General features: G+C 69.4%; 19 protein-coding genes and 1 pseudogene. 8 read left to right on the forward strand and 12 right to left on the reverse strand.

All coding sequences use genetic code 11. The annotated features are described in order from the left end of the window. Positions 1-217: 217 nt before the first annotated feature. Positions 218-931, reverse strand: coding sequence for a hypothetical protein (locus tag LGI35_RS04000; RefSeq protein WP_227292482.1), 714 nt, complete (start codon positions 929-931; stop codon positions 218-220). Positions 932-1,296: 365 nt separating this feature from the next. On the opposite strand from LGI35_RS04000, the gene LGI35_RS04005 reads away from it, so the two are divergent. Continuing rightward, on the forward strand, positions 1,297-1,731 hold the full coding sequence (locus tag LGI35_RS04005; RefSeq protein ID WP_227292486.1) for a VOC family protein: 435 nt from the start codon (positions 1,297-1,299) through the stop codon (positions 1,729-1,731). Positions 1,732-2,174: 443 nt separating this feature from the next. On the opposite strand, the gene LGI35_RS04010 is transcribed toward LGI35_RS04005, so the two are convergent. From LGI35_RS04010 to LGI35_RS04035, 6 genes are all read right to left on the reverse strand, one after another. Next, on the reverse strand, positions 2,175-3,626 hold the full coding sequence (locus LGI35_RS04010) for an amidase (protein WP_227300190.1): 1,452 nt from the start codon (positions 3,624-3,626) through the stop codon (positions 2,175-2,177). A gap of 479 nt (positions 3,627-4,105) precedes the next feature. Further along, the gene (locus LGI35_RS04015) at positions 4,106-4,945 is read right to left on the reverse strand and encodes an enoyl-CoA hydratase/isomerase family protein (RefSeq protein WP_227292487.1); all 840 of its coding nucleotides are present in this window, start codon (positions 4,943-4,945) and stop codon (positions 4,106-4,108) included. Positions 4,946-5,318: 373 nt separating this feature from the next. Beyond that, complete coding sequence (locus tag LGI35_RS04020; RefSeq protein ID WP_227292489.1) at positions 5,319-7,109, reverse strand: SpoIIE family protein phosphatase; 1,791 nt, start codon at positions 7,107-7,109, stop codon at positions 5,319-5,321. Between the two features lie 562 nt (positions 7,110-7,671). Then, positions 7,672-8,328, reverse strand: coding sequence for a class I SAM-dependent DNA methyltransferase (locus tag LGI35_RS04025; RefSeq protein ID WP_227292491.1), 657 nt, complete (start codon positions 8,326-8,328; stop codon positions 7,672-7,674). 10 nt (positions 8,329-8,338) lie between these two features. Then, complete coding sequence (locus LGI35_RS04030) at positions 8,339-8,740, reverse strand: hypothetical protein (protein ID WP_227300191.1); 402 nt, start codon at positions 8,738-8,740, stop codon at positions 8,339-8,341. A 177-nt stretch (positions 8,741-8,917) separates the two neighbouring features. Beyond that, entirely contained in the window at positions 8,918-9,835 is a 918-nt protein-coding gene (locus LGI35_RS04035; protein WP_227292493.1) for an NADP-dependent oxidoreductase, read from the reverse strand. Positions 9,836-10,340: 505 nt separating this feature from the next. On the opposite strand from LGI35_RS04035, the gene LGI35_RS04040 reads away from it, so the two are divergent. Further along, positions 10,341-10,868, forward strand: a complete 528-nt coding sequence (locus LGI35_RS04040) for a DUF1062 domain-containing protein (protein ID WP_227292495.1) — start codon at positions 10,341-10,343, stop codon at positions 10,866-10,868. 297 nt (positions 10,869-11,165) lie between these two features. On the opposite strand, the gene LGI35_RS04045 is transcribed toward LGI35_RS04040, so the two are convergent. The 3 genes and pseudogenes from LGI35_RS04045 to LGI35_RS04055 form a co-directional block, all read right to left on the reverse strand. Further along, positions 11,166-12,389: a serine hydrolase domain-containing protein gene (locus LGI35_RS04045; RefSeq protein WP_227292505.1), complete on the reverse strand. Its 1,224-nt coding sequence runs from the start codon at positions 12,387-12,389 to the stop codon at positions 11,166-11,168. A gap of 40 nt (positions 12,390-12,429) precedes the next feature. Beyond that, on the reverse strand, positions 12,430-12,708 hold the full coding sequence (locus LGI35_RS04050; RefSeq protein ID WP_227292507.1) for a hypothetical protein: 279 nt from the start codon (positions 12,706-12,708) through the stop codon (positions 12,430-12,432). A 283-nt stretch (positions 12,709-12,991) separates the two neighbouring features. Then, a pseudogene (locus tag LGI35_RS04055) lies at positions 12,992-13,201 on the reverse strand (helix-turn-helix domain-containing protein); the annotation flags it as partial. Positions 13,202-13,482: 281 nt separating this feature from the next. Between LGI35_RS04055 and LGI35_RS04060 the strand changes: the two are divergent. Continuing rightward, positions 13,483-14,469: a DUF6528 family protein gene (locus LGI35_RS04060; protein ID WP_227292509.1), complete on the forward strand. Its 987-nt coding sequence runs from the start codon at positions 13,483-13,485 to the stop codon at positions 14,467-14,469. 145 nt (positions 14,470-14,614) lie between these two features. On the opposite strand, the gene LGI35_RS04065 is transcribed toward LGI35_RS04060, so the two are convergent. After that, complete coding sequence (locus tag LGI35_RS04065; protein WP_227292512.1) at positions 14,615-15,706, reverse strand: Lrp/AsnC family transcriptional regulator; 1,092 nt, start codon at positions 15,704-15,706, stop codon at positions 14,615-14,617. Between the two features lie 90 nt (positions 15,707-15,796). On the opposite strand from LGI35_RS04065, the gene LGI35_RS04070 reads away from it, so the two are divergent. The 3 genes from LGI35_RS04070 to LGI35_RS04080 all read left to right on the forward strand — a co-directional run bounded on the left by LGI35_RS04070 (position 15,797) and on the right by LGI35_RS04080 (position 20,500). Next, positions 15,797-17,083, forward strand: a complete 1,287-nt coding sequence (locus tag LGI35_RS04070; RefSeq protein ID WP_227292514.1) for an MFS transporter — start codon at positions 15,797-15,799, stop codon at positions 17,081-17,083. Next, positions 17,080-18,366, forward strand: coding sequence for an amidohydrolase (locus tag LGI35_RS04075; RefSeq protein ID WP_227292516.1), 1,287 nt, complete (start codon positions 17,080-17,082; stop codon positions 18,364-18,366). The genes LGI35_RS04070 and LGI35_RS04075 overlap by 4 nt, the downstream gene beginning before the upstream one ends. A 562-nt stretch (positions 18,367-18,928) precedes the next feature. Continuing rightward, positions 18,929-20,500 carry an amino acid permease gene (locus LGI35_RS04080; RefSeq protein ID WP_227292518.1) on the forward strand — a complete coding sequence of 524 codons (1,572 nt, stop codon included), beginning with the start codon at positions 18,929-18,931 and terminating at the stop codon, positions 20,498-20,500. Positions 20,501-20,527: 27 nt separating this feature from the next. Here LGI35_RS04080 and LGI35_RS04085 read toward each other — a convergent pair whose 3' ends face one another. Then, on the reverse strand, positions 20,528-21,211 hold the full coding sequence (locus LGI35_RS04085) for a TetR/AcrR family transcriptional regulator (protein WP_227292520.1): 684 nt from the start codon (positions 21,209-21,211) through the stop codon (positions 20,528-20,530). A gap of 238 nt (positions 21,212-21,449) precedes the next feature. Between LGI35_RS04085 and LGI35_RS04090 the strand changes: the two genes are divergently transcribed. Together LGI35_RS04090 and LGI35_RS04095 are read left to right on the forward strand one after the other, a co-directional pair. Beyond that, positions 21,450-22,211 (forward strand): urea amidolyase associated protein UAAP1, encoded by a 762-nt coding sequence (locus LGI35_RS04090; protein WP_227292521.1) that lies wholly within the window; start codon positions 21,450-21,452, stop codon positions 22,209-22,211. After that, entirely contained in the window at positions 22,208-22,846 is a 639-nt protein-coding gene (locus tag LGI35_RS04095) for an urea amidolyase associated protein UAAP2 (RefSeq protein WP_227292523.1), read from the forward strand. The genes LGI35_RS04090 and LGI35_RS04095 overlap by 4 nt, the downstream gene beginning before the upstream one ends. Positions 22,847-22,848: the final 2 nt, after the last annotated feature.

Consider the following 22,848-nt stretch of genomic DNA (forward strand, 5'->3'; position numbering starts at 1 on the left):
TCTCGCTTACGGTGCGATCGTCAAGTCTCCAGCGGCGTCAGAGTCAAGCCCGGATGGTGATCGGCCGGGTTACGCCGATAGCTGCTGTGACCCCGATAGCTGCTTGCGTTCCGATCGCTGCCTGCGCGCCGGCAGCTCCGCCCTCCCCAGGAATGGGCGGGTCAAGAACAGCACAAGGCGAAAGGAGGGAGCGCGGGCGGTCCCGGAGCTGATCCGTCTACGAGCCGTGCAGCCAGATCCGCAGCGGACCCACGGGCTCGAAGCCATGGCGGATGGCGACCGCCAGGTCGTCGCCCTGCTCGTAGCCGACTACGGGGAGGCTGGGGAACAGCCGATGCACCGCGCCCAGCACGACCGGCCAGGCTTTGTCAGGGCCGCCGTCCAGCGCGAAGACATTGGAGATTCCGACCACGTGGTCGCTGCGGCCGGCCACCGCTCCGGCGACCACCCGGCCGCCGGCGGACTGCCCGGCGAGCACGAACACAGCCGGGTCGTCGAGCAGTTCGGGCCGGAAGAGGTCCGCGTTGCCTTCTCCGCCGTCCCAGGCGACGGCCCACGCGCGCAGCCCGTCCGGGGAGCCCACCACGTACCAGTCAAGATCCGCGGCAAGGGCGGGCGCACTCGCCGGGCGGTGTATCCACTGCGCCTCGAAGAGCACCTCAAACCCGGCCTCCGTCAGGTCGAGGTCGGCGAAACTGTCCTTGACGGAGGCGCCCGGTGCCACGGTGTCGATCCGGGCCGCCAGCGCGGCCAGGTCAGCATCCGGCACCAGCGTCACCGCGTCGGGATAGTAGAGCGGCGTACGAGCCGGAGCGGCCCACGCTTGGGGTCCGAACTCGCCCGCCAAGCCGTGCGATCGGCCCATCGCTGCGCACCACTCGGCGTTGTTGCGGGCGGCGGCCCGGACCAGGAGCTGCTTCGGCGTAGTCACGAGTGCCGATCATGACGCGTCCGGCCCGGTACGGCGAACGGTTTATCACCGCTCCGGGCCGGACAGCTGCCCGCGAGGGCCGGCCCGGCGGCCAGCAGGCCTTGGGAAATACATGACCGCAGCCCTGGAAAACTCTGTGAGCTCCGGGACCGAAGGATCTTGAATCCCGCAGAGTTCGAGGCGCAGAAGGCAAGACTCCTCGGCCGGTAGCCCACCCTCAGATCGCGCACCCACCACGCCCCCGAAGCGGCTGGGACGCCCCTCTGCGACCGCACGACAGCGGCTGGCTCCAAACGAGCATCCCCCTCAACAGGCATACGCCTACCGGAAGATGAGCAGCACAGTCCCCCTGCTATGGTGCGCCGATGTCATCGATCAAGCAGTTCCAAGTCACCTTCGACTGCGCGGAACCTGAGCGCGTCGCTCGTTTCTGGTGCGAGGTGTTGGGGTACGTCGTATCGCCGCCACCGAAGGGGTTTGACACCTGGGACGATTTCGATCGCTCGCGGCCGCCTGAGGATCGGGGGGCATGGTTCGCATGCAGTGATCCCTCGGGTGTGGGCCCGCGTCTGTTCTTTCAGCGAGTTCCCGAGGGCAAGGTCGTCAAGAATCGGGTGCATCTTGACGTGCGGGTCGGCACCGGGCTCGTAGGGGAAGAACGCCTCGCCACCCTCGAAGCCGAATGCGCACGGCTGGTCGCGCTCGGCGCGGTATGCGTGCAAGTACTGCGTGCCGATGAGGACAACGAGTCGTGCATCTCGATGCAGGACATCGAGGGCAACGAGTTCTGTCTCGACTGAGCTTCCTCCGAGCTGGCAACGTAAGGAGCCGTCCCCCCTCGGGCCTTCCTCAAAGGCGGGCCCGTGTGGGGCCGGAGTTATTCCACGCGGGCGAGAATGTGGAGCCCGGCGATGCCGACCATCGCGGCGTGACCGAGGCAGAGCCGCTCGCCCGGCTGACGGAGGTAGTGCAGGAAGTGAGGGCCAGGGCAGCTACCGCCGCCAAGGCCTGCACGCCATGTCCGTGGCCGTCGCCGTCCGCGCTGCCGACTCCCAGTGGACACGCTGGGGCCAGCGTCTGACCGAACTGCTGGCCCCCACCGCACCGCCTGGCAGGAAGTACACCGTCCCGCCGTGCGGGAGCCGGACAGCACGGCGCCGTGCTGCGCAGTCCTGCACCCGCCCGCAGCGCGAAAGGCTTCGCCTGCCGCATCGACGCAGCCTCACCACGGGACGCGTGTCCACTACTTCGGTGCCTGGAAGCCACCGATCTCCTGCTCGAGCAGTTCGGCCAGCTTCAGCGGGGTGCGGTCCTCGAACATCGGGCCGATGAGCTGCACCCCCACCGGCAGACCCTCGGGAGACCGGCCGGCCGGTATGGCGGTGGCGGGCAGACCGGGCATGGTGGCCAGGCCGGCCCAGACGAGCTGGTCGAAGTACGGGTACTCGACGCCGTCGACGTCGATCCGGCGTTCCAGCGGATTGGGGTTGTGGTCGTGCGGGAACGCGGGAGTGGGCGTGATCGGGCACACCACGGCATCGAACTCGGCGAACAGTTGCCGCCAGCCGTGGCGGTGCAGTTCGCGGCGGTTGTCCGCCTCGAGCCAGTCGCGGTGGCTGAACACCATGGCGCGCAGCCGTGCCGAGTCGAGACTCTGGTCGTCCACGCTCAGTCCGGCGACCCGGGTCCGCAGCTGGTCGTACGATTCGACGGGAAATCGTGCGACGGAGCCCGAAACCAGCAGCTGGCTGTAGAGGGTCCCGGCCTCGGCCAGATCGGGTAGCAGCGGACTGTGCCGTTCGACGTGGGCGCCGCCGTCGACAAGCGCGTCGGCGACTCGGTTCACGCCCGCCCGCACCGCCGACCCTGTTCGAATGAGCGGATGTTCGTCGAGGATCAGGACCCGGAAGTCGCGGAGCCGTTCGTGGCGCGCGGGCGGCAACCTCAAGTGGTGCGCCACGCCGAGCGTCAACGGATCCGGTCCGGCCATGACGTCGAGCAGGAGCGTGAGATCGCGGGCGGTGCGTGCCATCGGACCGACGACGGCGAGGTCGAGGTCGACCGGCAAGGCCGGTGCGGACGGCGGGACCATACCGCGGTTGGCCGCCAGCCCGAGTGTCGGCTTGTGTGCGTAGACACCGCAGAAATGCGCGGGGGTGCGCAACGAACCGGCGATGTCGGAGCCGATGGACAGCGCGCCGAATCCGCACGCCAGGGCCGCCGCTGATCCGCCGGAGGATCCGCCCGACGTGCGGCCGTGGTCCCACGGGTTGTTGGTGGTGCCGTAGATCTCGTTGAAGCTCTGGATGTCCTGTAGCCCCAAGGGCACATTGGTCTTGCCGAGCACCACCGCGCCGGCGGCCTTGAGCCGCGACACCTGCACCGCATCGTCGGTCGGCACGAAGTCCCGGTGGGGCGGCATGCCCCAAGTCGTGGGCAGTCCAGCGATGTTGAAGGACTCCTTGACCGTCACCGGAAGACCAAGCAACGGTCGGTCCTCACCGCGAGCGCGCGCCTCGTCGGCGCCGCGTGCGGCCACCCGCGCACGGTCGAAATCCGGCACACAGACCGCGTTGATCGCCTTGTCATCCCGCCCAATACGAGCGATCGCCTCGTCAGTGAGCTCCGCCGAAGTCACTTCACCAGCACGCAATGCGGCCAGGAGATCCTCGGCCGTCCCAAAGTTCCCATCCATGAAATCGACCGTATCGACCGCTCGATAAAGCCACAAAATGTTGCCAAGCGCAACGGGTTGAATACGTCAGCACTCACAATGTCCCTCCGGCCACAAACAAATCACCAGGTGGCTGCGCGCAACGCGGCCGAACCACTCCTGGACAACGCAGACCTCGTTGCCCTCCGGGTCCCGCAGCACGACGGCGGAGTGCCCGCATGTCCGGCTCATCCGTGGTCCGAAGCACACTGGCGCCCGCTTCGATCAGTCCTTCCACTGCGGTGGTGCCCCGCTGCGTGCGGACCGCCAACGGGACGTCGCGCCGCCTCCGACTCTCAGGTCGAGGTGTACCGAGCCCACGACGTGTTGGTCAGAGGCAGCTGCTGTTTGGACGCCGTGTCGGTGCCGGTGCGCCCTTTCGCGTGGCCCGCTGGTCAACGTCTATCCCCGGATCGGGGTACATGCGAGGCCCGAGTCGGAGGCTGGTTCCGACATCAGCGTCAGTCGACGGGCTTCAAGTCACCCAGCGCGTCACCGAGGTCGAGCTCGGTACGACCACGGGTCTGGAAGCCCTGTTTGAAAAGCTCTGCTGTACGTCGCTGTGTTGCCTCACTCCGAACGAGTTGCTGGAACAGAGCAGCATCTGCGCGTACATCAGCGGGAGTTGCCAGGCTGATGGCATTGATGGCCGACTTCGCGGCAACCAGCGCATCACGCGGGAAGTTCCCCATTCGCGCAGCAAGGTCGGCTACGAACTCGTCCAGTTCGGCCTCGGGCACCGCGCGGTTGATCCAGCCGTAGCGTTCGGCGAGTTCGGCATCGAAGTCGGCCGACGTCAGTACGGCTTCGAGGGCTCGACCCCGGCCCAGCAGGCGAGTCAGGTGCTGGATCGCTCCCGCGCCGGGCGGGGTGCCGATGCCGACTTCGGGCTGGCACAGAACAGCGTTCTCCCGGGAGGCGAAGCGCATGTCGCAGGCGAGGAGGAACTCGCTGCCCGCCCCCCGTGCCCGGCCGCGCAGCTTGGCAATGGTGACGGCCGGGGTCTCGCTGAGCCGGCGGAACAGCATCCCCAGGGATGCGTCGCCCGGTCCTCCGGCTTTCGCGGCTTCAGCGGTGTACTCGGGGACTTTGGTCAGGTCTACGTGCGGGAAGAAGAAGTCGGGGTCCGCACTGTCGAAGACCACTACCCGTGCAGTCGCCGGTCGGGATAGCTCCTCGAGCAGTGCGACCAGATCGCGCACGACCTCGGGACCGATGAGGTTGATCGGCGGGGCGTTGAAGGTGGCGCACAGGACGTTTCCATCCAACCTGGTGCTGATGGTTTCGTAGGAGGCGGTCATGTCCTCTTCCTCTCGGCGCTCATGACGGCGGCGCTCATCACGGCCTGACGACACATCGGCGGCTGGCACGGTTGGCACTCCTCAAGTCGCAGCACGACCAAGCCTCAACCTCCTTCCAGCCGCTGCGCACGGTCAGTCTGCGGCCTCGACCCGACCCACCCGGCACAGACGTCCCTTCCAGTCTCTCTCTGATCACCCACTCGCACCGCGCAGGAGGGTGATGCCCGCGCGGTGAACGCGCCCCCGGTCACCACCGCCTTCGCGGTCGACTCCCTTGCCCGTCCCACGCTCGCCGTCGCGGCCACGGGCGCGGGGCTCGTTCGGCTCACGGACGCGGCAGAGAGAACGGCGGAGACGCTCGACCGACCGCTGATCAGGGCTCTTCCGGGCCCTCCTCGTCGATTTCGAACCAGACCGTCTTCCCCTCAGGTTCGGGGCGGATGTTCCACCGGTGGGCCAACAGATCGAGGAGGACGAGGCCCCGACCGGAGGAGGAGAGTTCGCCGGGAGCGCGCCGGTGCGGGACCTCGTCGCTGCGGTCGGTGACCTCCACGCGCAGTCGGCGCCGGCCTTGGGCGGCGCCGCTGATTTCGGCCCGAAGGACGGCGGCATGGTCGGTGTGGATCAGTACGTTCCCGAGGAGTTCGGAGACGAGCAGGAGGACCGTGTCGACCTGCTCGGGCCGTGCCCAGTCGTGGAGCAGGCCCTGGAATTCGATCCGTGCGTCGGCGAGTCCCTGGGCCTGATCCTGTTCGAGGGTGAAGCGCAGGTGCCGCCCGGTCCGACTCGCATGCACACCCGACGGGTCTCGGCGCAGGAGCAGCATCGCGATGTCGTCCTCCGTGAAGGAGGCGCCGGGCTGGTCGCCCGCTTGTGAGGGGGACGGGGCCACGACCGCGTTCACAAGCCGGTCCGCCATGCCGTCGAGGTCTTCGGGACCACCCGGAGCCAGCGCATTGCGCACGCGGAGCCAACCGGAGTACATGTCGTGGCCACCGGACTCGATGAGACCGTCGGTGCAGAGCATGAGGATCTCGTTCTCGCGCAGGGAGACGACGCTGACGGGGTAGTCGTCCTCTCCGAGGTCGAGCCCGAGGGGCAGGCCTCCCCGCACGTGCTTGAGCAGACTGGTGCCGTCCGGCAGACGCAGGACAGGATGCGGGTGCCCGGCCCGGGCGATGCGCAGGATGCCGGTGGCGGGGTCGGCCTCCAGGTAGATGCAGGTGGCGAAGCGGCCTTCGCCCAGTGACGTCAGGAAGCGGGACGCGCGTACCAGGACGGCGTCCGGGCCGTGGCCCTCGGCGGCGTAGGCGTGGATGGCCGTGCGCAGTTGCGACATCAGCCCGGCGGCCTGCACATCGTGGCCCTGGACATCGCCGATGACCACACCGAGGCGCCCGCTGGGCAGGAGAATGCTGTCGAACCAGTCACCGCCGACCATGAGCCCCCCGCCGGTGGGCACGTACCGGGCGGCAACAGTGAGGCCGTCGACACCGGGATCGATCCGGCTCATGCTGCTGCGCAGGCTCTGGGAGAGCGCGCGGTCCGCCTGGCCGTCGTACGACTGCTCGATGCTCTGGCTGAGCAAGCGGGCCATGGTCACCAGCAAGGGGCCCAGCCCGTCGGTCATCCGTACCGGAGCGTCGAAGGCCACCATCCATACGCCCGTGAGCTGGCTGTACGTCGTCAGGGGCAGGTAGGCCCAGGCCTCATACCCCCTCTGTCCGTCGAGCTGCCAGGCGGACGGGAAGCGATCGCGATACTCCTGCGGGGAGGCGAGGAAGACGGGGCGTCCGGTCCGGGCCACCTGCGCGGCCGGATGAATCGTGCCGAGAGGCAGTCGCAGCCCGTCGACCTCGCCGTCGCGGAAGCCGACCTGACCCACGCACTTCAGGAACTCGCGGTCCGACCGGAACACCGCCTGACCGCACAGCGGCAGGGTGGCGTCGGCCAGCTGGGAGATCAGGGTGAGCGCCTCCCCGAGGGAGGTGGCCTGCGCCAGGGCGTGCCCCGTCACGAGCAGGTCGGCTCCGCGGTGGCGCATCCGCTCGGACACCTTGCCGGTTCCGTCGATGGTCGGGCCCGCCAAACGGTTGAGAGTCGCAACCTGGCGCACCTCGACGTCGTACTCCTCGGAATTGCCGTACTCGCGCCCGCCACCCACCTGCGGCACTCCCGTCTACTCGGCGCACTCAGCCCTTGCCCGCTCCTCCCATGTTCCGTCGATCAGTCGTACCTCGCCTGCTCACTCACGTCCCGGCACCCTGCGACCTCCCGCTCCGCGTCGAACGCATTGACGGATACGAAGCAGCGGGACTCACCGTCGTCAGAGATAGCTTCGACCTCGTTACTGAGGTTCAGTCACGGCTGAGGTGAGTCGGCCCTCGGAAGCGATCTGAGCCGCGGAGACGGCGAGACGTTGAGGACATCGCTGTGTGCTCCTTGCCCTCACGGGACGGCGGGCCGGCTGGGCTCTGTGCGCCATCTGGAGGACCCCGGCGGGTCTCGCTCCTGGACGTCCGGACCACGGAACCCGGTCCCGCGTACACCGCCCGAGCCCGTACGTACACCGGCCGCCACGGGGCTGTGCTGTGGGCGTGGAAGCGGGCTCAGCATCGGCCACCTCGTCTTCACGAACGGCCCCAGCCACCGAACCGACAGGCGGTCGTGGACCGACGGGCCGTTCGACGCCGGGGACGTCATCGTCGAGGCGGTTGCGGAGTTGCTCAGGGCCGGCGACGCGCGAGGATGATCCCTCCCAGCGTGCTCTCGGCGGAGGTGAGCGTCTTGTGCGTCTCGACGGCGAAGCCGGCTTCGTCGAGCCACTCGATCATCTGGTCATGCTGCCGGCGATGGACATAGACCTTCATCGGGTGCCCGCCATAGCCTTCGGTCTTCACGTTCGACTCGTCGCCGACATGGAAGCTGAGCAGGAGCGGCCCACCGGGCCGAAGCACTCGACGGAAGTGCGTGAGAACCGAGCTGATGTCGTCGTCAGGAATGTGGATCAGTGAGTACCAGGCGACCAGGCCGGTCACCGAGGCGTCGGCCAGGGCGAGGTCCGTCATCGAGCCGAGATCGAAGCGCACACCGGGGTGATCACGACGGGCCACATCGATCATTCCCGGTGACAGATCGATGCCGAACGCGTCCGAGCCGAGCTTGTGCAGGTGGCTCGTGATCCTGCCCGTCCCGCACCCCACGTCCACGACCGGCCCGCTGCCTTGGGCACGCACCAGGTCGGCGAACAGAGCCAAGACCGCCCGTTCTTCAGGTGTCTCGTCCAAGAGGTGACGTGTCAGCTCCGCGTAACTCGCAGCCACGGTGTCGTAAGACGTCCGCGTATCCGCCAGCCAGTCATCTGTGTTCGGTCCCGGTTCCACCGACCGCAGGCTACGCCTTCCGCGCGTCGGCGATCCTGTCCAGTTCGCGCATCGCTTCGGCGTGAGCGCTCATGCGCCTGCTGAGACTGCCGCTCGTGAACAGTGCCACGCCGGCGGCCGACACCGGTATGGACAACCCGAGTACGGCCAGAGCCTCGGGCCAGTCTCGCTCGTCCTGACACCAATCACCGTTCTGCAGGCCTTCGTTGGCCGTACCGCGCTCCGTCAACAACCGTGATTCGCACTCGCGGGGGTAACGGTCTCCCGGCTCCTCATCGACCTTGTACGGAACGAGGAGGAGCACGGCACACCATGTCCACAGAAGCGCCGCCAAGGCCAGCAGGCCGACACCCCAGGCGCGTATCCGACTGGCCCGGTCGCGGAAGTCGAGGTCGTACTCACGTGATCGCATGGTGGACGAATTTAGCAGCAGCTTCTCGCCGCTCCTGGCGCTTGCTGCGGTGGTGACCTGCACCGCCTTCCCCGCCGGGGGCCACTTGACGGGAAGTCATCTGACTGCCGGCGGGGTCAGTGCGTTGATGGTTTGGGGGCACCGCTCGACTCACTGGTCGCCTCGGGGTGAACGGCGCTACGGACGGAGCACGATCTTGCCGTGAGTGTGCCCTCGCTCCAGCTCGCGGAACGCGTCTCGCACCCGCTCCAGCGGGTAGGTACGGGCGATCGGCACCTCCACCTCCCCGCGCGCTGCCAGCCGGGCCAGCTCGCCGAGCACGACCGCGCATGCCGCCGAGCCTTCTCCGTAGGTCCGCGCACCGACCCTGGCCGCAGCCTGCCAATCACGGATCGTGTTGATCCTCTCGGGCCGCACGCCCAACTCCACTGCCAGCTCCACGTAGCCGTCGCCGAATGTGTCGATGAAGGCGTCGACGTTCCCTCCGGCGGCCTGCCGGATCCGCTCGGCCGCGCCTTCCCCGTACTCGACCGGGACGACACCACGGTCCTTCAGCCACGCGTGGTTGCGCTCGCTCGCCAGGCCGATCACCGTGGCGCCGCGCCGCCGCGCGAGTTGCGCGGCGAGCGACCCGACGCCGCCCGCCGCGCCGGACACCACGACTGTGTCGGCCGGTCCGGGGTCCACCGCGAACACGGTGGCGTATGCCGTCGTGCCGGCCACGTACAGCGACCCGGCCGCGTCCCAGGACAGCCCTTCCGGACGGGAGACCACGTTCACGTCGTCGACCACGACGAACTCCGCGTGGCTCGCTCTGTTGTGGGTGAAGCCCAGGACCTCGTCGCCCACCGCGAAGCCGCGGGCCTGCGCGCCGAGCCCCACCACGACGCCGGCCAGGTCGCTGCCCTGCCCGGAGGGGAACGTCGCCGGCCAGCGCTCGTGCCGCGCGCCCTTGCGGATCATCACCTCGCCGGGCTGGATACCGGCCGCGCGGACCTCGACCAGTACCTGCCCGGGGCCGGGCGCCGGACGCTCCACCTCCTCCACCCGCAGCACATCGATCTCGCCGTACTCGTGGAACCGCACTGCCTTCATGACGTGGTCACCGCTTTTCGTCGTTCGGATGGTCCCTGGACGTTCACGCGCCGGTTGTCGCCCGCCGGCCGGGCCATCGCCTTCAACGACTCAGGAGCCGAGGTGTCTTCCCAGGAATGCGTAACGTGGTGATCCTCCAAGGCCGCCGACACCGGGCAGCGAGATTTCCCCGCCGGCGAGCGGCAGGTCCAGGATGACGGCACCGTCCAGGCGCACCCGTACGGTGGGGCGGCCTCGCCGTCGCCGCCATCCGGCTCTTGTTCGGTCCGTGATCCGCCGGACAGAACCTGGCGGTCAGACGTTGGAAAACCAGTGGAACAGCGCCGCTGCGCACCATTACCGTGCTGCCTGACCAAGTCGCCCAGGCAAGGACGTCCCGTTGTACACCGTGTGAGACCTCCCGAGTGCTGATTCGTCGCGCGTCGCGCTTGCTGCGCCGCGCTGCCTTTTGCTGCGGACTTCTCACTGAAACCGGTGTACTTCTGTGCTCAATACCTGGGTTGTCATGCCCACCTGCCTGCCGCTCGTTCTCCGTCGTTGCCACACGTGCGCGTCCGAGCGATTCCGGGCAGACGGCAAGTTTCGCGTCAACGCAAACCACAAGCTCCTCGACGCCTGGCTCCTCGTGCTCTGTACCGTTTGCGGGGAAACGACAAAGCTCTCGGTCCTGGAGCGGATGAACGTGCGCTCCGTACGACCTGAGCTGCTGGACCGGCTTCATGACAACGACCCTGTCCTGGCAGCTGAGTTGCTCCAGGATCCGGTCGTGCGGCGCCGCAATCGCATCGCCCTCGACTGGGGCAACGCCTGGCGCCTCGACACCGGCGGATCGGATCACCTGGACCGCGAGGTGATCGACGTCTCGGTCCGCTTCGCGGCGCGAATCCCTGTCCGGCCGGAGCGACTGATCGCTGAAGGTTGCGGTCTTTCGCGAGCCGAGGTCGGGAGACTGATCACGGAAGGGCAGCTCGTCTCGGCGGTCCGGCTGAGCAGCAAGCTCTCCGGCGACTTCACGTTCACGCTCAAACGCTGAGCCCTCCTCAAACCCGGGGCCTGTCCGGCAAGTTGCGCCGGACAGGCCCCGGTTGAGCTGGTCCCTCCGCCACGTCAGCTGACGGTGGAGGGATCCCTCAGAGATGGGTCCACGCGTCCATGTGCACAACGCGCCGGGTGCGCACCTCCAGTCAGCCGAAGAGCCGGCGCCGGGACGTGAGGCTCGGACGGTCTTCCATGAGGGACATCGCGGCCGGGCCGGGGCATGGGGTGCCCCTGCCAGGACCTCTCAGCAGGGGCATGCGGTGGTGGCCCGCCTCGGTGGGTGGGATCGGTGTCAGTCGTCGATCGCCTGGTAGAGCGCCGTCCAGAAGTCGAGCATGAGATGCACCGGGTCCGGGACGGACGCTCCGACCTGGGTGAGCAGGATCCCGGTGAGCTGGTTGACCGGGTCGGCGTAGGTCGAGGTGCCGCTTCCGCCGTCCCAGCCGAACTGGCCGACGGGCGCGTAGTCGCCGCGATAGGTACGCACCGCCATCCCGAAGCCCCAGCCTCCGTGCTGCCCTTGGCCGAAGGACACATGGACGTTGTTGACGGCCAACTCGTGCCGGGCGGCCTGCTGTTCGGGCGAGAGCCGGTTGGTGGTCATCAGCTCGACGGCGGGCCGGGACAGGATCCGCTCGCCCTCGTGCATCCCGTGGTTCAGCAGCATGCGGAAGTAGGCGTGGTAGTCGTCGGCGGTGGAGTTCAGTCCGCCACCGCCGCCCTGGAACGCGGGAGGCGTGCTGTGGCGACCCGTCGCGGCCTCGTCCCACACCTGGAACTCTCCGGTCCCCGGGTCGGGGGCGTAGAGGGGCGGCAGCCGGTCGAGCTGGTCCCCGGGGACATGGAACCCGGTGTCCTTCATACCGAGCGGCTCGAAGATCCGCTCGCGCAGGAACGACTCGAACGACTGGCCCGCGACCCTGGAGACGAGCACGCCGAGCAGGTCGCTGCTGATCTGGTACTGCCAGCGCTCCCCGGGCTGGTGCATCAGCGGAAGCGTGCCGAGACGGCGCATCCACTCGTCCTGCTCGGGCATCGGCGTCGGCATGTTGGGGGTGATCCCCTGCTCGAAGACCGCGTTCATGATCGGAGTGCCGATGACCGTCATATCCATGCCGAGCCCGAACGTGGAGGTGAGCACGTCCCGTACGGTGATCGGCCGCCGCGCCGGCACGGTCTCGTCCAGCGGGCCGTCGAGCCGTTTCAGTACCTGGCGGTCGGCCAGTTCCGGCAGCCAGCGCTCCACCGCGTCGTCGAGGCGCAGCCTGCACTCGTCGAGCAGGACCATCGCCGCCGCGATCGAGACCGGCTTGGACGTCGAGGCCATCCGGAAGATCGTGTCGCGGCGCATCGGGGCGCCGCCGTCGTGACGCATCGTCCCGATCGTTTCGACATGTGTGTCGTCGCCCTTGCTGAAGAGGGCGACCACCCCGGGAATCTTCCCCGAGTCGACGTGCCGGGCCAGCACGTCGTGCACTCTGTGCAGCCCTGCCTTGGAGAAGCCGCTGTTCGACATGGTGGTGTGCTCCTTTGACTGAGAATGAGCGAGCGGGTGGTCAGAAGCCGAGCCGGTCGGCGATCACATCCAGCACGTGCCGCAGATCGCGTGCCATGCCGACCCGAAGCCCGATCTCGGCGATCCCGGCGGCGAATCCCGGATGGCCGGGAAGGACCCGGTGGACGCGGTGGGTCACCCGGGTGCCTGCGGGGCAGGCGGTGACGGCGTGCACCCCGGTGTTCCAGCTCCGCACCGCCACCCTGGACCGGTCCCGGGCCACCTGGATCTCCAGCGGCTCCACCGGCCCGGCGAACTCGGCGTGGTAGGCCGCCGACATCACCAGGACGAGCCCCGCCCGCGGATTCGACGAACAGCGCCGCCGCCAAGTCGGCGGTCAGCCGATGGGCGCCGTGTACGGCCAACGCCGACTTGCCCACCCCGCCCATGCCGTCGATCGCCACCACCGACGTGTTGCGCGAGGCGCCCAGGAGCGCGTCCAACTCCGCCCGGCGTCCGGTGAATGCGGTGATGTCGTGCAGCAGGTCGTTGCGCACCGGCGTCGGGGCAGTCGCGCTGGTCCGGGGCCCGTCCATGGCCCGCTCCCACACCTCGCGCAGTGTCCTGGGGTCATGACCGGCTGCCTTGCAGAGCGCCACCACCTTCGGCCAGGGCGGAACGGCCTGTCCGGAGAAGTAGCGCGACTGTGAGGACCTGCTGACGCGAACGTCGCGGGCGAGCTCGCGCGGACTCCGCCCGGTCGCGTCACGCAGCCGCAGCAGCCGCCCCGTCAACTCCCCACTCACACTTGCCAGCCTTCCCCCGGGAACCACGCGCTGATACTAGAGGGAGTGGGCCGAGGCGGTGCCTTGATTACCGGGGCAGGTTGTCCTGGGGTGGGGATACTTGCCGGCGAAGCCCTCCCCCATCGTCGACCCGCGCGCCTGTAGCTGTACCTGCGCCTGCCCTGGAATGCTCCCCGCCGCGCTCTCTTGCTCAACTACCTTACGAACGAAGGCTGTTGCCTCCGATTGCACCGTGCGAGGATGATCGCTTCTCTCACGGGGCGGCCGAAGGGTGGAAGTTGAAGCGGAGATCGCTGTTGCGGGCAGCGGTGACCACAGGAGTAGCGGCGGCAGCCGGCGCGGCCAACGTCCGGTCGGCGGCCGCCGCCACGGACTACCTGATCGTCGTCGTCGAACAGGCCGCCAACCAGATCCAACGCTTCAGCAACGGCATCACCGACTGGAACGGCTCCCCCGAGTGGTACTGGAGCGCGCCGAGCACGGAGACCTGGAGATATCTGGCCGACGCCAAGCGCCGGCTCACGGCCAACTGGGACGATGTCCTGGTGTGCTGCGCGAACGGCACCGCGAGTACGGGTGGGCGCGCCGCCATGGTCCGCGAGAGCGACAAGTCAGTCGTCTGGACAGCGGTCGTCCCGGGCAATCCTCACTCGGTGGAGCGGATCGACGGACACGGCGCGATCGTCACCGCCTCCGCCAAGCAGAGGTCCACCGGCGACAGTTACGAGAACGGCGGCGGCATCAACCTCTTCGTGCCCAGCACACACGGCGGCCTGCCGCCGACCTCGTTCGCCGACAGCATCAGCACTGGGTTCCCGGGGGCCCACGGCGTGCTGTGGGACGACTCCAACGAATGTCTGTTGGCAATCGGCGACAACGAACTGCGCACCTACCGCCTGGTGACGACCAGCGGCGGCATCATCACCGGCCTCTCGAAGGTGGCGACGCTGACCTTCAGCGGCACAGGGCACGACCTGCAGCCGGACTACGCCTCCCCCGACATCCTGTACACCGTCGGCGGAGACGCCGGTAACCCCGACCACGGCATATGGAAGACCCGTCTCACGTACGACAGCGCCACCGCCACGTGGGCCTTCGCCTCTCCGTCCAGGCTGTACGACTGGTACTTCACGAAGTCCTTCAGCAGGCTCCCCGATGGGACGGAATTCTGGGTCGACGCCCCCAGTGCGGCGACCTGGTGGAACAACACGGTCGGATTCTCCGGCCGGGCCGATTCGGTCCGAACCGGCGCAAAATTCTACAAGGCCCGCTTCTGGTCCCACGTCCTGTCGTGAATCCGTCCACCCTGTCGTGAATCCGTCCGCATTGGAGCGCCAAACGCTCTCTCCAGTGGCAGCTCTCCACGCTCCGCACCATCGACATCCTGCCCGCGGGTGAACCCGGCGCGGTCAACGGCACCCGTACCGATCAGCTCCGGCGCTAGAACCCCAGCGCCACGTGCCCCACCGCGCGCCCGTCCTCCCCCAGGAGGCGGCCCATGCGCTTGGCGGTGCGCAGTGTGACGGTGCGGTCCTGGACGGTCAGATGGGGGAACCGCTCGTCGAGCAGTGACTCCAGGGTCGTGATCCCGTCGAGGTCGCGCAGCCACACCGAGAAGAGCAGGTTGCACGAGCCGGTCACGGAAGCGCACAGCCGGATCTGCGGCAGCCGCGCCAACGCGCCGCCGGTGGCGTCGAGCTCACCGTGGGGCACGACCGCACGGTACGTGGCGATGCCCGGCCATCCGGCCGTCTGCTGGGCGATGTCGCAGCGCACCAGGATGTCGCGGTCGCGCAGCTCGCGTGTGAGGCGGCGGCGCACCGTGGACTCGCTCAGACCGGTGCGGGCGGCGAGTTCGGCCCAGCCGACGCGGCCGTCCGCGCCGAGCGCCTCCAGGAGCCGGCGATCGACGTCGCTGCGGGGCCCGTGCGCGAACGGGCCGCCGCCGGGGCTGCCGGCCGCGCGCGGCACGGCGAGCCTGGCGCGACCGGCCGGTTCCAGAGCCCGCACCTTCCAACCGCTGCCCTCCTGGTAGATCCGCACGCCGAGCCGGGTGCGGGTGGAGCGCACGCCCGGCAGCATCCCGAGGTCGGTGCCGATGCGGCGGCCCAGCGCGGGGAGGTCTGCGGCGACGACGGTGAGGAACAGGTCGAAGTCACCGACGACGTGCTCGACGCTGGCCACCCACGGCAGGGCGGTGAGCCGCTCACTCAGTTCGGCGAGACGCCGCGGCCGACAGGTGACCTCCACATAGCCGACGGTCCCGGTGGCGGGCCCGGCGTGCGCCGTGACCCAGGCCAGGCCCGCCCTTTCCAGGCGTGCCCAGCGGCGGGCCGCGGTGGTGGCATCGACGCCGACGGCCGGGCCGATCCGGGACCAAGGGGCGCGCGGATCCGTCTGCAGGGCGTCGACGAGCGCGAGGTCGGTCTCCTCGAAGGTCTCGATCCCCCCAGGGCCGCCTGCACTCTCGATCCCCTCCAGAGTCCCGGCGGAATCCGGATCCAGAACCGTCCCTCTGCCGTTTTCCTGCAATTCAGCCCCCGTTTCGTACGGCGGCCGGAATCTGTCCCCACTTCCGAGCCGCACCACCACCATCACACGCCCACTCTAGAAGGAGTGCCCGTGGCTCCACCGTCCCCGGCCCGCAGCAGAGAGCGCCTCGACCGAGGCGCGAGGATCACCGTCGCGCTGCTCTTCGGCGCCTGGCTGATCGACTACGTCGACCGGCTCGTCATCAATCTCGCGCTCCCCTCGATCGGCAAGGAGTTCGACCTCAGCCGCGCGGAGCAGGGCCTCGCCGTCTCGGCGTTCTTCCTCGCGTACGCGGCCTGCCAGATTCCCGGCGGGATGCTCGCCGACCGGTTCGGCGCCCGGCGGGTGACCTGCTGGGCACTGCTGATCTGGTCGGCGTTCACGGCACTGACCGGGTTCGCCGGGTCGTTCGCGATCCTGCTGGTGGTGCGGTTCCTGTTCGGGGCCGCGGAGGGGATCTTCCCCGGCGCCTCGATGAAGGCGATCACCGAGCGGACCACTCCGGGGCAGCGCATGGGCGCCAACGGCATCGTGCAGTCCGCGAACGCGATCGGCGCGGTCGCCGCACCTCTGATCGCCGCCCCGCTGATCACACACTTCGGCTGGCGCTCGGCGTTCTTCACGGTCGCCGGTGTCGGCGTGTTCGTGTACGCGGCGGTCCGGCTGTGGCTGCCCGAGCCGCTCGCACAGGACACCGAGCACTCCGCTCCCGCCGTGCGCGGCGGCGCCCGCATCGTGCTGCGCTCCCCCGCCATGTGGGGCTTCGCCGCGATGTTCTTCGGCTACGACATCATCGTGTGGGGCCTGAACACATGGGTGCCGTCGTATCTGAGCCAGGAGCGGGGCATCTCGCTGACCTCGGCCGGGGCGCTCGCCGTCATCCCGGCGGCCGCGGCGGCCGGGGCCGTGATCGTCGGCGGGCGGCTCGCGGACCGGCTCGAGGGACACCACCGCAAGATCGTGGTGCCGTCGATGAGCGTGGCCGGCGTCGCCCTGGTCCTGATGGCGACGGCGTCCAGCACGGGTGCCTTCATCATGTGGATGACGGTGGCCACCGCCTCCTCGTCCCTGTCGTACATGCCGGTCTACGCGGTACCGCTGCGCAGCCTGCCGCCCGAACTCACCGGCGCCGGTGCCGGGCTGATCACCTTCGGCGGCCAGTTCGCCGGCGTGATCGCGCCCACCGCGATGGGCCTGCTCGCGGACTCGATGGGCTTCGGCGCCGCCTTCGGCTTCCTGGTGCTCGGCGCCGTCCTGGCCGGCGTCGTCGCCGTCGTCACCCCGCAGGACACCGTCTCCTTCCGCCGTTCGCTGCGGCTGCCCCAACCCGCCGACGGCATCCCCAACCCCCGCCCCGTAGAAAGCGAGCACGCATGACCACCGTCTCTCCCACCGCCCTCACCGACGGCCTCGACGCGCTGCTGCCCGGCCTGCGTGAGCTGTACCGGGACCTGCACGCCCACCCCGAACTGTCGCTCCAGGAGACCCGCACGGCCGCCGTCGCCGCGGCCCGGCTGCGCGAGCAGTCCGGCTGGGAGGTCACCGAGGGCGTCGGCGGCACCGGCATCGTCGGGGTACTGCGCAACGGCGACGGGCCCACCGTGCTGCTGCGTGCCGACATGGACGGCCTGCCGGTCCTGGAGGCGACGGGCCTGCCATACGCCTCAGTGGACCGCGCCATGGACCGCGACGGCAACGATGTACCGACGATGCACGCCTGCGGCCACGACATGCACGTCACCTGCCTGCTCGGGGTGACCGCGCTGCTCGCTCAGCACCGAGGAGCCTGGCGCGGCACCGTCCTCGCCGTGTTCCAGCCCGCCGAGGAAACCGCCGAAGGCGCGCGGAACATGCTCGACGACGGCTTCGCGGAGCGCTTCCCGAAGCCCGACATCTGCCTCGGCCAGCACGTGGGTCCGTTCCCGACGGGCGTCGCGGTGACGCGCCCGGGGCCGCTCATGGCGGCGTCCGACAGCTATCGGGTGCGCCTGTTCGGCCGCGGCGGGCACGGCTCGTCGCCCGAGTCGACGGTGGACCCGGTGGTGATGGCCGCGGCCGTGGTGCTGCGCCTTCAGACGGTCGTCTCGCGCGAGGTCGGCGCCTCGCAGGCGGCTGTCGTGACGGTGGGCTCGATCCACGCCGGCACGAAGGAGAACATCATCCCGGACGAGGCGGAGCTGAAGCTCAACATCCGCTCCGTGGACCCCGCCGTACGCGAGAAGGTCCTCGCCGCGGTGCGCCGGATCGTGCAGGCGGAGGCGGCGGCGTCGGGTGCGCCCAAGGACCCGGAGATCGCCCCGCTGAACGCCTTCCCGCTCACCGTGAACACCGCGGACGCCACCGCGACCACGATCGACGGGCTGCGTGACGTCCTCGGCGAGCAGGCCGTGCTGACGCTCCCGCAGCCGATCAACGGCAGTGAGGACTTCGGCCTGTTCGGCACCGAGTTGGGCGCGCCGTCGGTGTTCTGGCACTTCGGCGGCGCCGACCCGGCCGCGTTCGAGGGGCTCGACCCCGACGTCCTCGCCACACGCGGCCTCCCGGCGAAGCTCCCCATGAACCACTCGCCGCTGTACGCGCCGCTCCAGGACCCGACGATCGAACTGGGCGTACGGGCCCTGCTGGGCGCCGCCCGCACCTGGCTGGCCGACGGGGAGTGAACGAGGAGCCGGTGCTGACCCACCACTTGTGAGGGCCGCAACTGTGAGGTTCCGGGCTCCTTCACAGGTGGCGGGTCAGCACCGGCTTTCGCTGATCGTCTCGATCGAGTGCCACTCGCGACCCAACTCGCCGTCACGGTCGACGAGGTGGCTCTTCACGAGTGGTGATTCTGGTTCAGGCCGCGCCGTCGTCGATGAGCGCGCCGTCAAGGCCCTTTCTACTGACCGACGACGTCGACGTCCATCGGCTCGGCGCCTGTCGGGCCCACCACTCCCTGACGCCACCCAAGGGCCGGTGCCCCACGTGGCGAGGCGCCGCAATGGGCCCCATTTTCTTCGCCCACGTCAGACATACGCCTTACGGGGATCCACTGAGCCGCCATGGGAGTCCTCACATGGTGTGGCCGGGCGCGATCGCCCGCCTCTGAGCGGCATCCCGCCACAGAGAGGAGTCACTAACGGAGCGGACACGGCTGTGACACCCCGCAGAAACGGGTGGTCCCTAATTTCTGTCGCACGACAGGAACTCCGCAGGATCACGCCTCCGCGACAGGGGACCGCCATGACCGTGACCACAGATTCCACAACACCCTCTCCCCCTCCGCCGGCCGGCGTCACGGACGACGGCACGCTGGCCGCCTTCGGCTACCGCCAGGAGCTGAGGCGGCAGATGGGGCGGTACGCGTCCTTCGCCGCCGGGTTCTCCTTCATCTCCGTCCTGACCACGGTCTTCCAGTTCTTCTCCCTGGGCTACTCCTTCGGCGGGCCACTGTTCCTCTGGACGTGGCCCGCCGTGCTCATCGGCCAACTGCTGGTCGCCGCGTGCTTCGCCGAACTCGCCGCCCGTTACCCCATCTCCGGGGCGATCTTCCAGTGGTCGACCCGCCTGAGCCGCCCGGCCCTCGGCTGGTTCACGGGCTGGATCATGGTGATCGGTCAAGTGGTCGTGGTCGCCGCCGCGGCACTCGCGCTGCAGGTCGTCCTGCCCCCGATCTGGTCCGGATTCCAGCTCGTCGGCGGCGACCCGGCGCCCAGCACGGCGACCGGGGCGGCCAACGCGGCCCTTCTGGCTCTCGTCCTGCTGGCGCTGACCACGGCGGTGAACGTGCTCGACAACCGCGTCATGTCGGCCGTCAACCGGATCGGCGTCACCGCCGAGATCATCGGCGCGATCCTCATCGTCGTGCTGCTGTTCACCCACGTCGAGCGCGGTGCCGGCGTGACGTTGAGGACAGGTGGCCAGGACGGCACGGTTGCGGCGCTGCTGGTGGGCTCGTTCACCGCGGCATACGTCCTCATCGGCTTCGACAGTGCGGGCGAGATGAGCGAGGAGACCCGCAACCCACGTCGCACCGCTCCCCGCACCATCCTCAGCGCCCTCGCCACGGCGGGCGCCCTGGGCGGCCTGCTGCTGCTCGGCGGCCTTCTCGCAGCACCCAGCCTCACCGACGGCCGCCTCGCCACCGAGGGATTGAGCTACGTCCTCACCAGCAGCCTCGGCGACGGCGTGGGCAAGATGCTCCTCGCGGACGTGGCGGTGGCCATCTCCGTGGCCACGCTCGCCATCCAGACCGCCGGAAGCCGGATGCTGTTCTCGATGGCACGCGACGGGATGCTGCCCTTCTCCACACGTCTGGCGAAGGTGTCGCCACGTACGGGCATGCCCTTCGTCCCGGCGCTGGTGGTGGGCGGGCTGGCCGCGGCGCTCGCCCTGCTCAACCTCGCCTCCCCGGAGGCGTTCGTGGCCATCGGCACCACGTGCATCGCGATGCTGTACCTCGCGTACGCCGGGGTGACGGTACCGATGCTGGTCCGCCGGCTCAAGGGCCAGTGGCCCGCGACGGATTTCGGAGACCGCGACGAGCTGGGCAAGCCCCTGTTCTCCCTCGGCCGCTGGGGTCTGCCCGTCAACGCGCTCGCGGTCGTCTACGGGCTGTTCATGACAGTCAACCTGTCCTGGCCCCGCGCGCAGGTGTACGACCCGGCAGGGGGCCACTGGTACTTCCAGTGGTTCACCGTCCTGTTCGTCGGCACCACGGTGGCCGTCGGTGCGGTCTACCGGAGCCGGGCGGGGGCTGCCCCGGCGGTCAGGGGTCAGGGCCGCAAGGAACCGGCCGAGGCCGCGCGTATCTGACCGGGCACGGGCCCGGCCGGGTCGTCTCTACTGCGCCGCGAGGAGCTGTTGCCCCTCGCGGCGCAGCCGTGCCAGGGAACGCTGCGGTACACCCGCGATCCGTAGTGCCGCGTCGGCCGTCGCCACGGCGAGGGCCGCCCGGTCGCGGGCCGGATCGGCACGCCGGATGAGGATCACGCTCTCGGTGAGGCCGAAGAGGAGGTCCGTACGGAGCGCCAGCTCCTCGGCGCCGAGCGCGGCACCCGGCTCCGTATCGGCCAGCAACTCCCCGTAGGACGCCTTCAGTTCGGTCCGCACCTGGCGGAAGACGCCGAATCGCTCCGTCTGCACCTCGGGCAGAAGGTACAGGGCCCCGAGGTTGTGCGGGCCACGGCACAGCAGCCTGACATCGGAGTGGCACAGGGCCCACAGTCTCGACTCGGCGGCCGCTCCTGTGCGGGCCACGAGGTCGCGGGCGATCTCCAGCGAGGGCCGGACGGTCCCTTCGAGCAGCGTCGCAAGGATCGCTTCCTTGCCGTCGAAGTAGTGGTAGAGCGAGGCCTGTCGCAGACCGGCCCGCTCGGCGACCGCCCGGGTGGAGGTCGCGGTGTAGCCGTGCGTGGTGAACAGCTCGGCCGCGGCGGCCAGCACCTCTTCGCGCGGCTCCAGCCCGCTGGCGGGACGCTCCTGGGCGCGCGGGCGGCCGACTTTTCTGCTGGTGGGCGGGCTCACTCCGTGATCCTCGCACAGGGCCGCGAGTTCCCCGCGGGCCGAGCTGCCGAAGTGAGGTGCCGGTTACCACGCCGAAATGCCCGGGCAACGGCCCCGACTCGCCCTGCACCTAATTTCTGTCGCACGACAGAAATAGCGTCGAGCCGGAGGTTCAGCCGTGGCGACAGCCTCAGCAACAGCGTCGGCCTATGGTGCACGCGATCACGCCCGCGCCCAGGACGGCACACAGTCCGACACCATGCCCGTACTCCCCGCGAGCCGTTGGCCGTCGCCCCCCGAGGGCATCGCAGCCGAGGATCTCGTGTGGGCCGAGACCGTGGCAGGCGGCAACTACACCCACAAAGTCCTGGCCCGTGGCACCGAGTTGTACCTGACCGACCTCACCGGCGACGGGTGCGCACACGTCCTGCTGTACAGCGCCGACCGCCCCTGGGAGCGGCTGAACGCCGCCGACACGGTCAAGGTGTCCTGGAACGCCTACCTCGGCGAGGGACACCTGCTCCTGTCCGACCAGGGCCGCGTCCTCGCCTCCGTCACCGAGGACACCTCCGGCCGACACGACGCCCTCGGCGGCACCTCCACCCTCGTCCGCAACACCGAACGGTACGGGGACGGAACTCCCCAGTCGGCCACGCCGGCCGGACGCGAACTGTTCAAGCTCGCCGCCCTCAAGAACGGCCTCGGCCCGCGGGACATCCCGCCGTCGGTCTCCTTCTTCCAGGGCGTACGGATCAGCGAGGACGGCACCGCCTGCTTCACCGGCTCCGCGGGCGCCGGCACGTCCGTCACACTGCGCGCCGAGCAGCCGCTGACCGTACTCATCGCCAACGTCCCCCACCCACTGGACCCTCGGCCCACGTACACCTGCGGACCGCTCGAGGTCCTCGCGTACCGGGCCGCACCGACCGCTCCCGGCGACGCGCTGTGGGACGCCACGCCCGAGGGCCGCCGCGCCTTCCTCAACACCGCCGAACACCTCGACGCCAGGGGGATCGCATGACCGTCACCACCGCCCCTGCGGGCCGCGTCGTCTGCGACCGGACCGTCCCCGCACGCTCCGCCTGGTCCGCCGTCGTACGCGCGGGCCAACTGCTGACCATCACCGACCTGCACGGGAACCAGGCCGCGGACTTCCTCGTCTACGACGCCCACGACACCTCCGTGCGCTACAGCGCCCCCGACACCATCCAGGCCCAGGGCAACATCTTCCTGACGACCGGCTCGGTGCTGCTATCCAACGAGCACACCCCGCTGATGACCGTCGTCGAGGACACCTGCGGTCGGCACGACACCGTCGGCGGCGCCTGTTCCAAGGAGTCCAACACCCTCCGCTACGGGCACCACACCTGGTCGCAGCACGCCTGCGTGGAGAACTTCCTCGCCGAAGGCAGCAAGCACGGACTGGACAAGCGCGACCTGGTGTCCAACATCAACTGGTACATGAACGTGCCCGTCGAGACGGACGGCACCCTCGGCATCGTCGACGGCATCTCGGCCCCGGGCCTGAAAGTCGTCCTGCGCGCCGAGACCGACGTCATCGCGCTGCTGTCCAACTGCCCGCAGATCAACAACCCCTGCAACGGATTCCACCCGAGCGCCCTGCAGACGACGATCACCGAGCCGGACGAGAGCTGAAG

Origin of the sequence: Streptomyces longhuiensis, assembly GCF_020616555.1 — a bacterium.
Lineage (GTDB): Bacteria > Actinomycetota > Actinomycetes > Streptomycetales > Streptomycetaceae > Streptomyces > Streptomyces longhuiensis.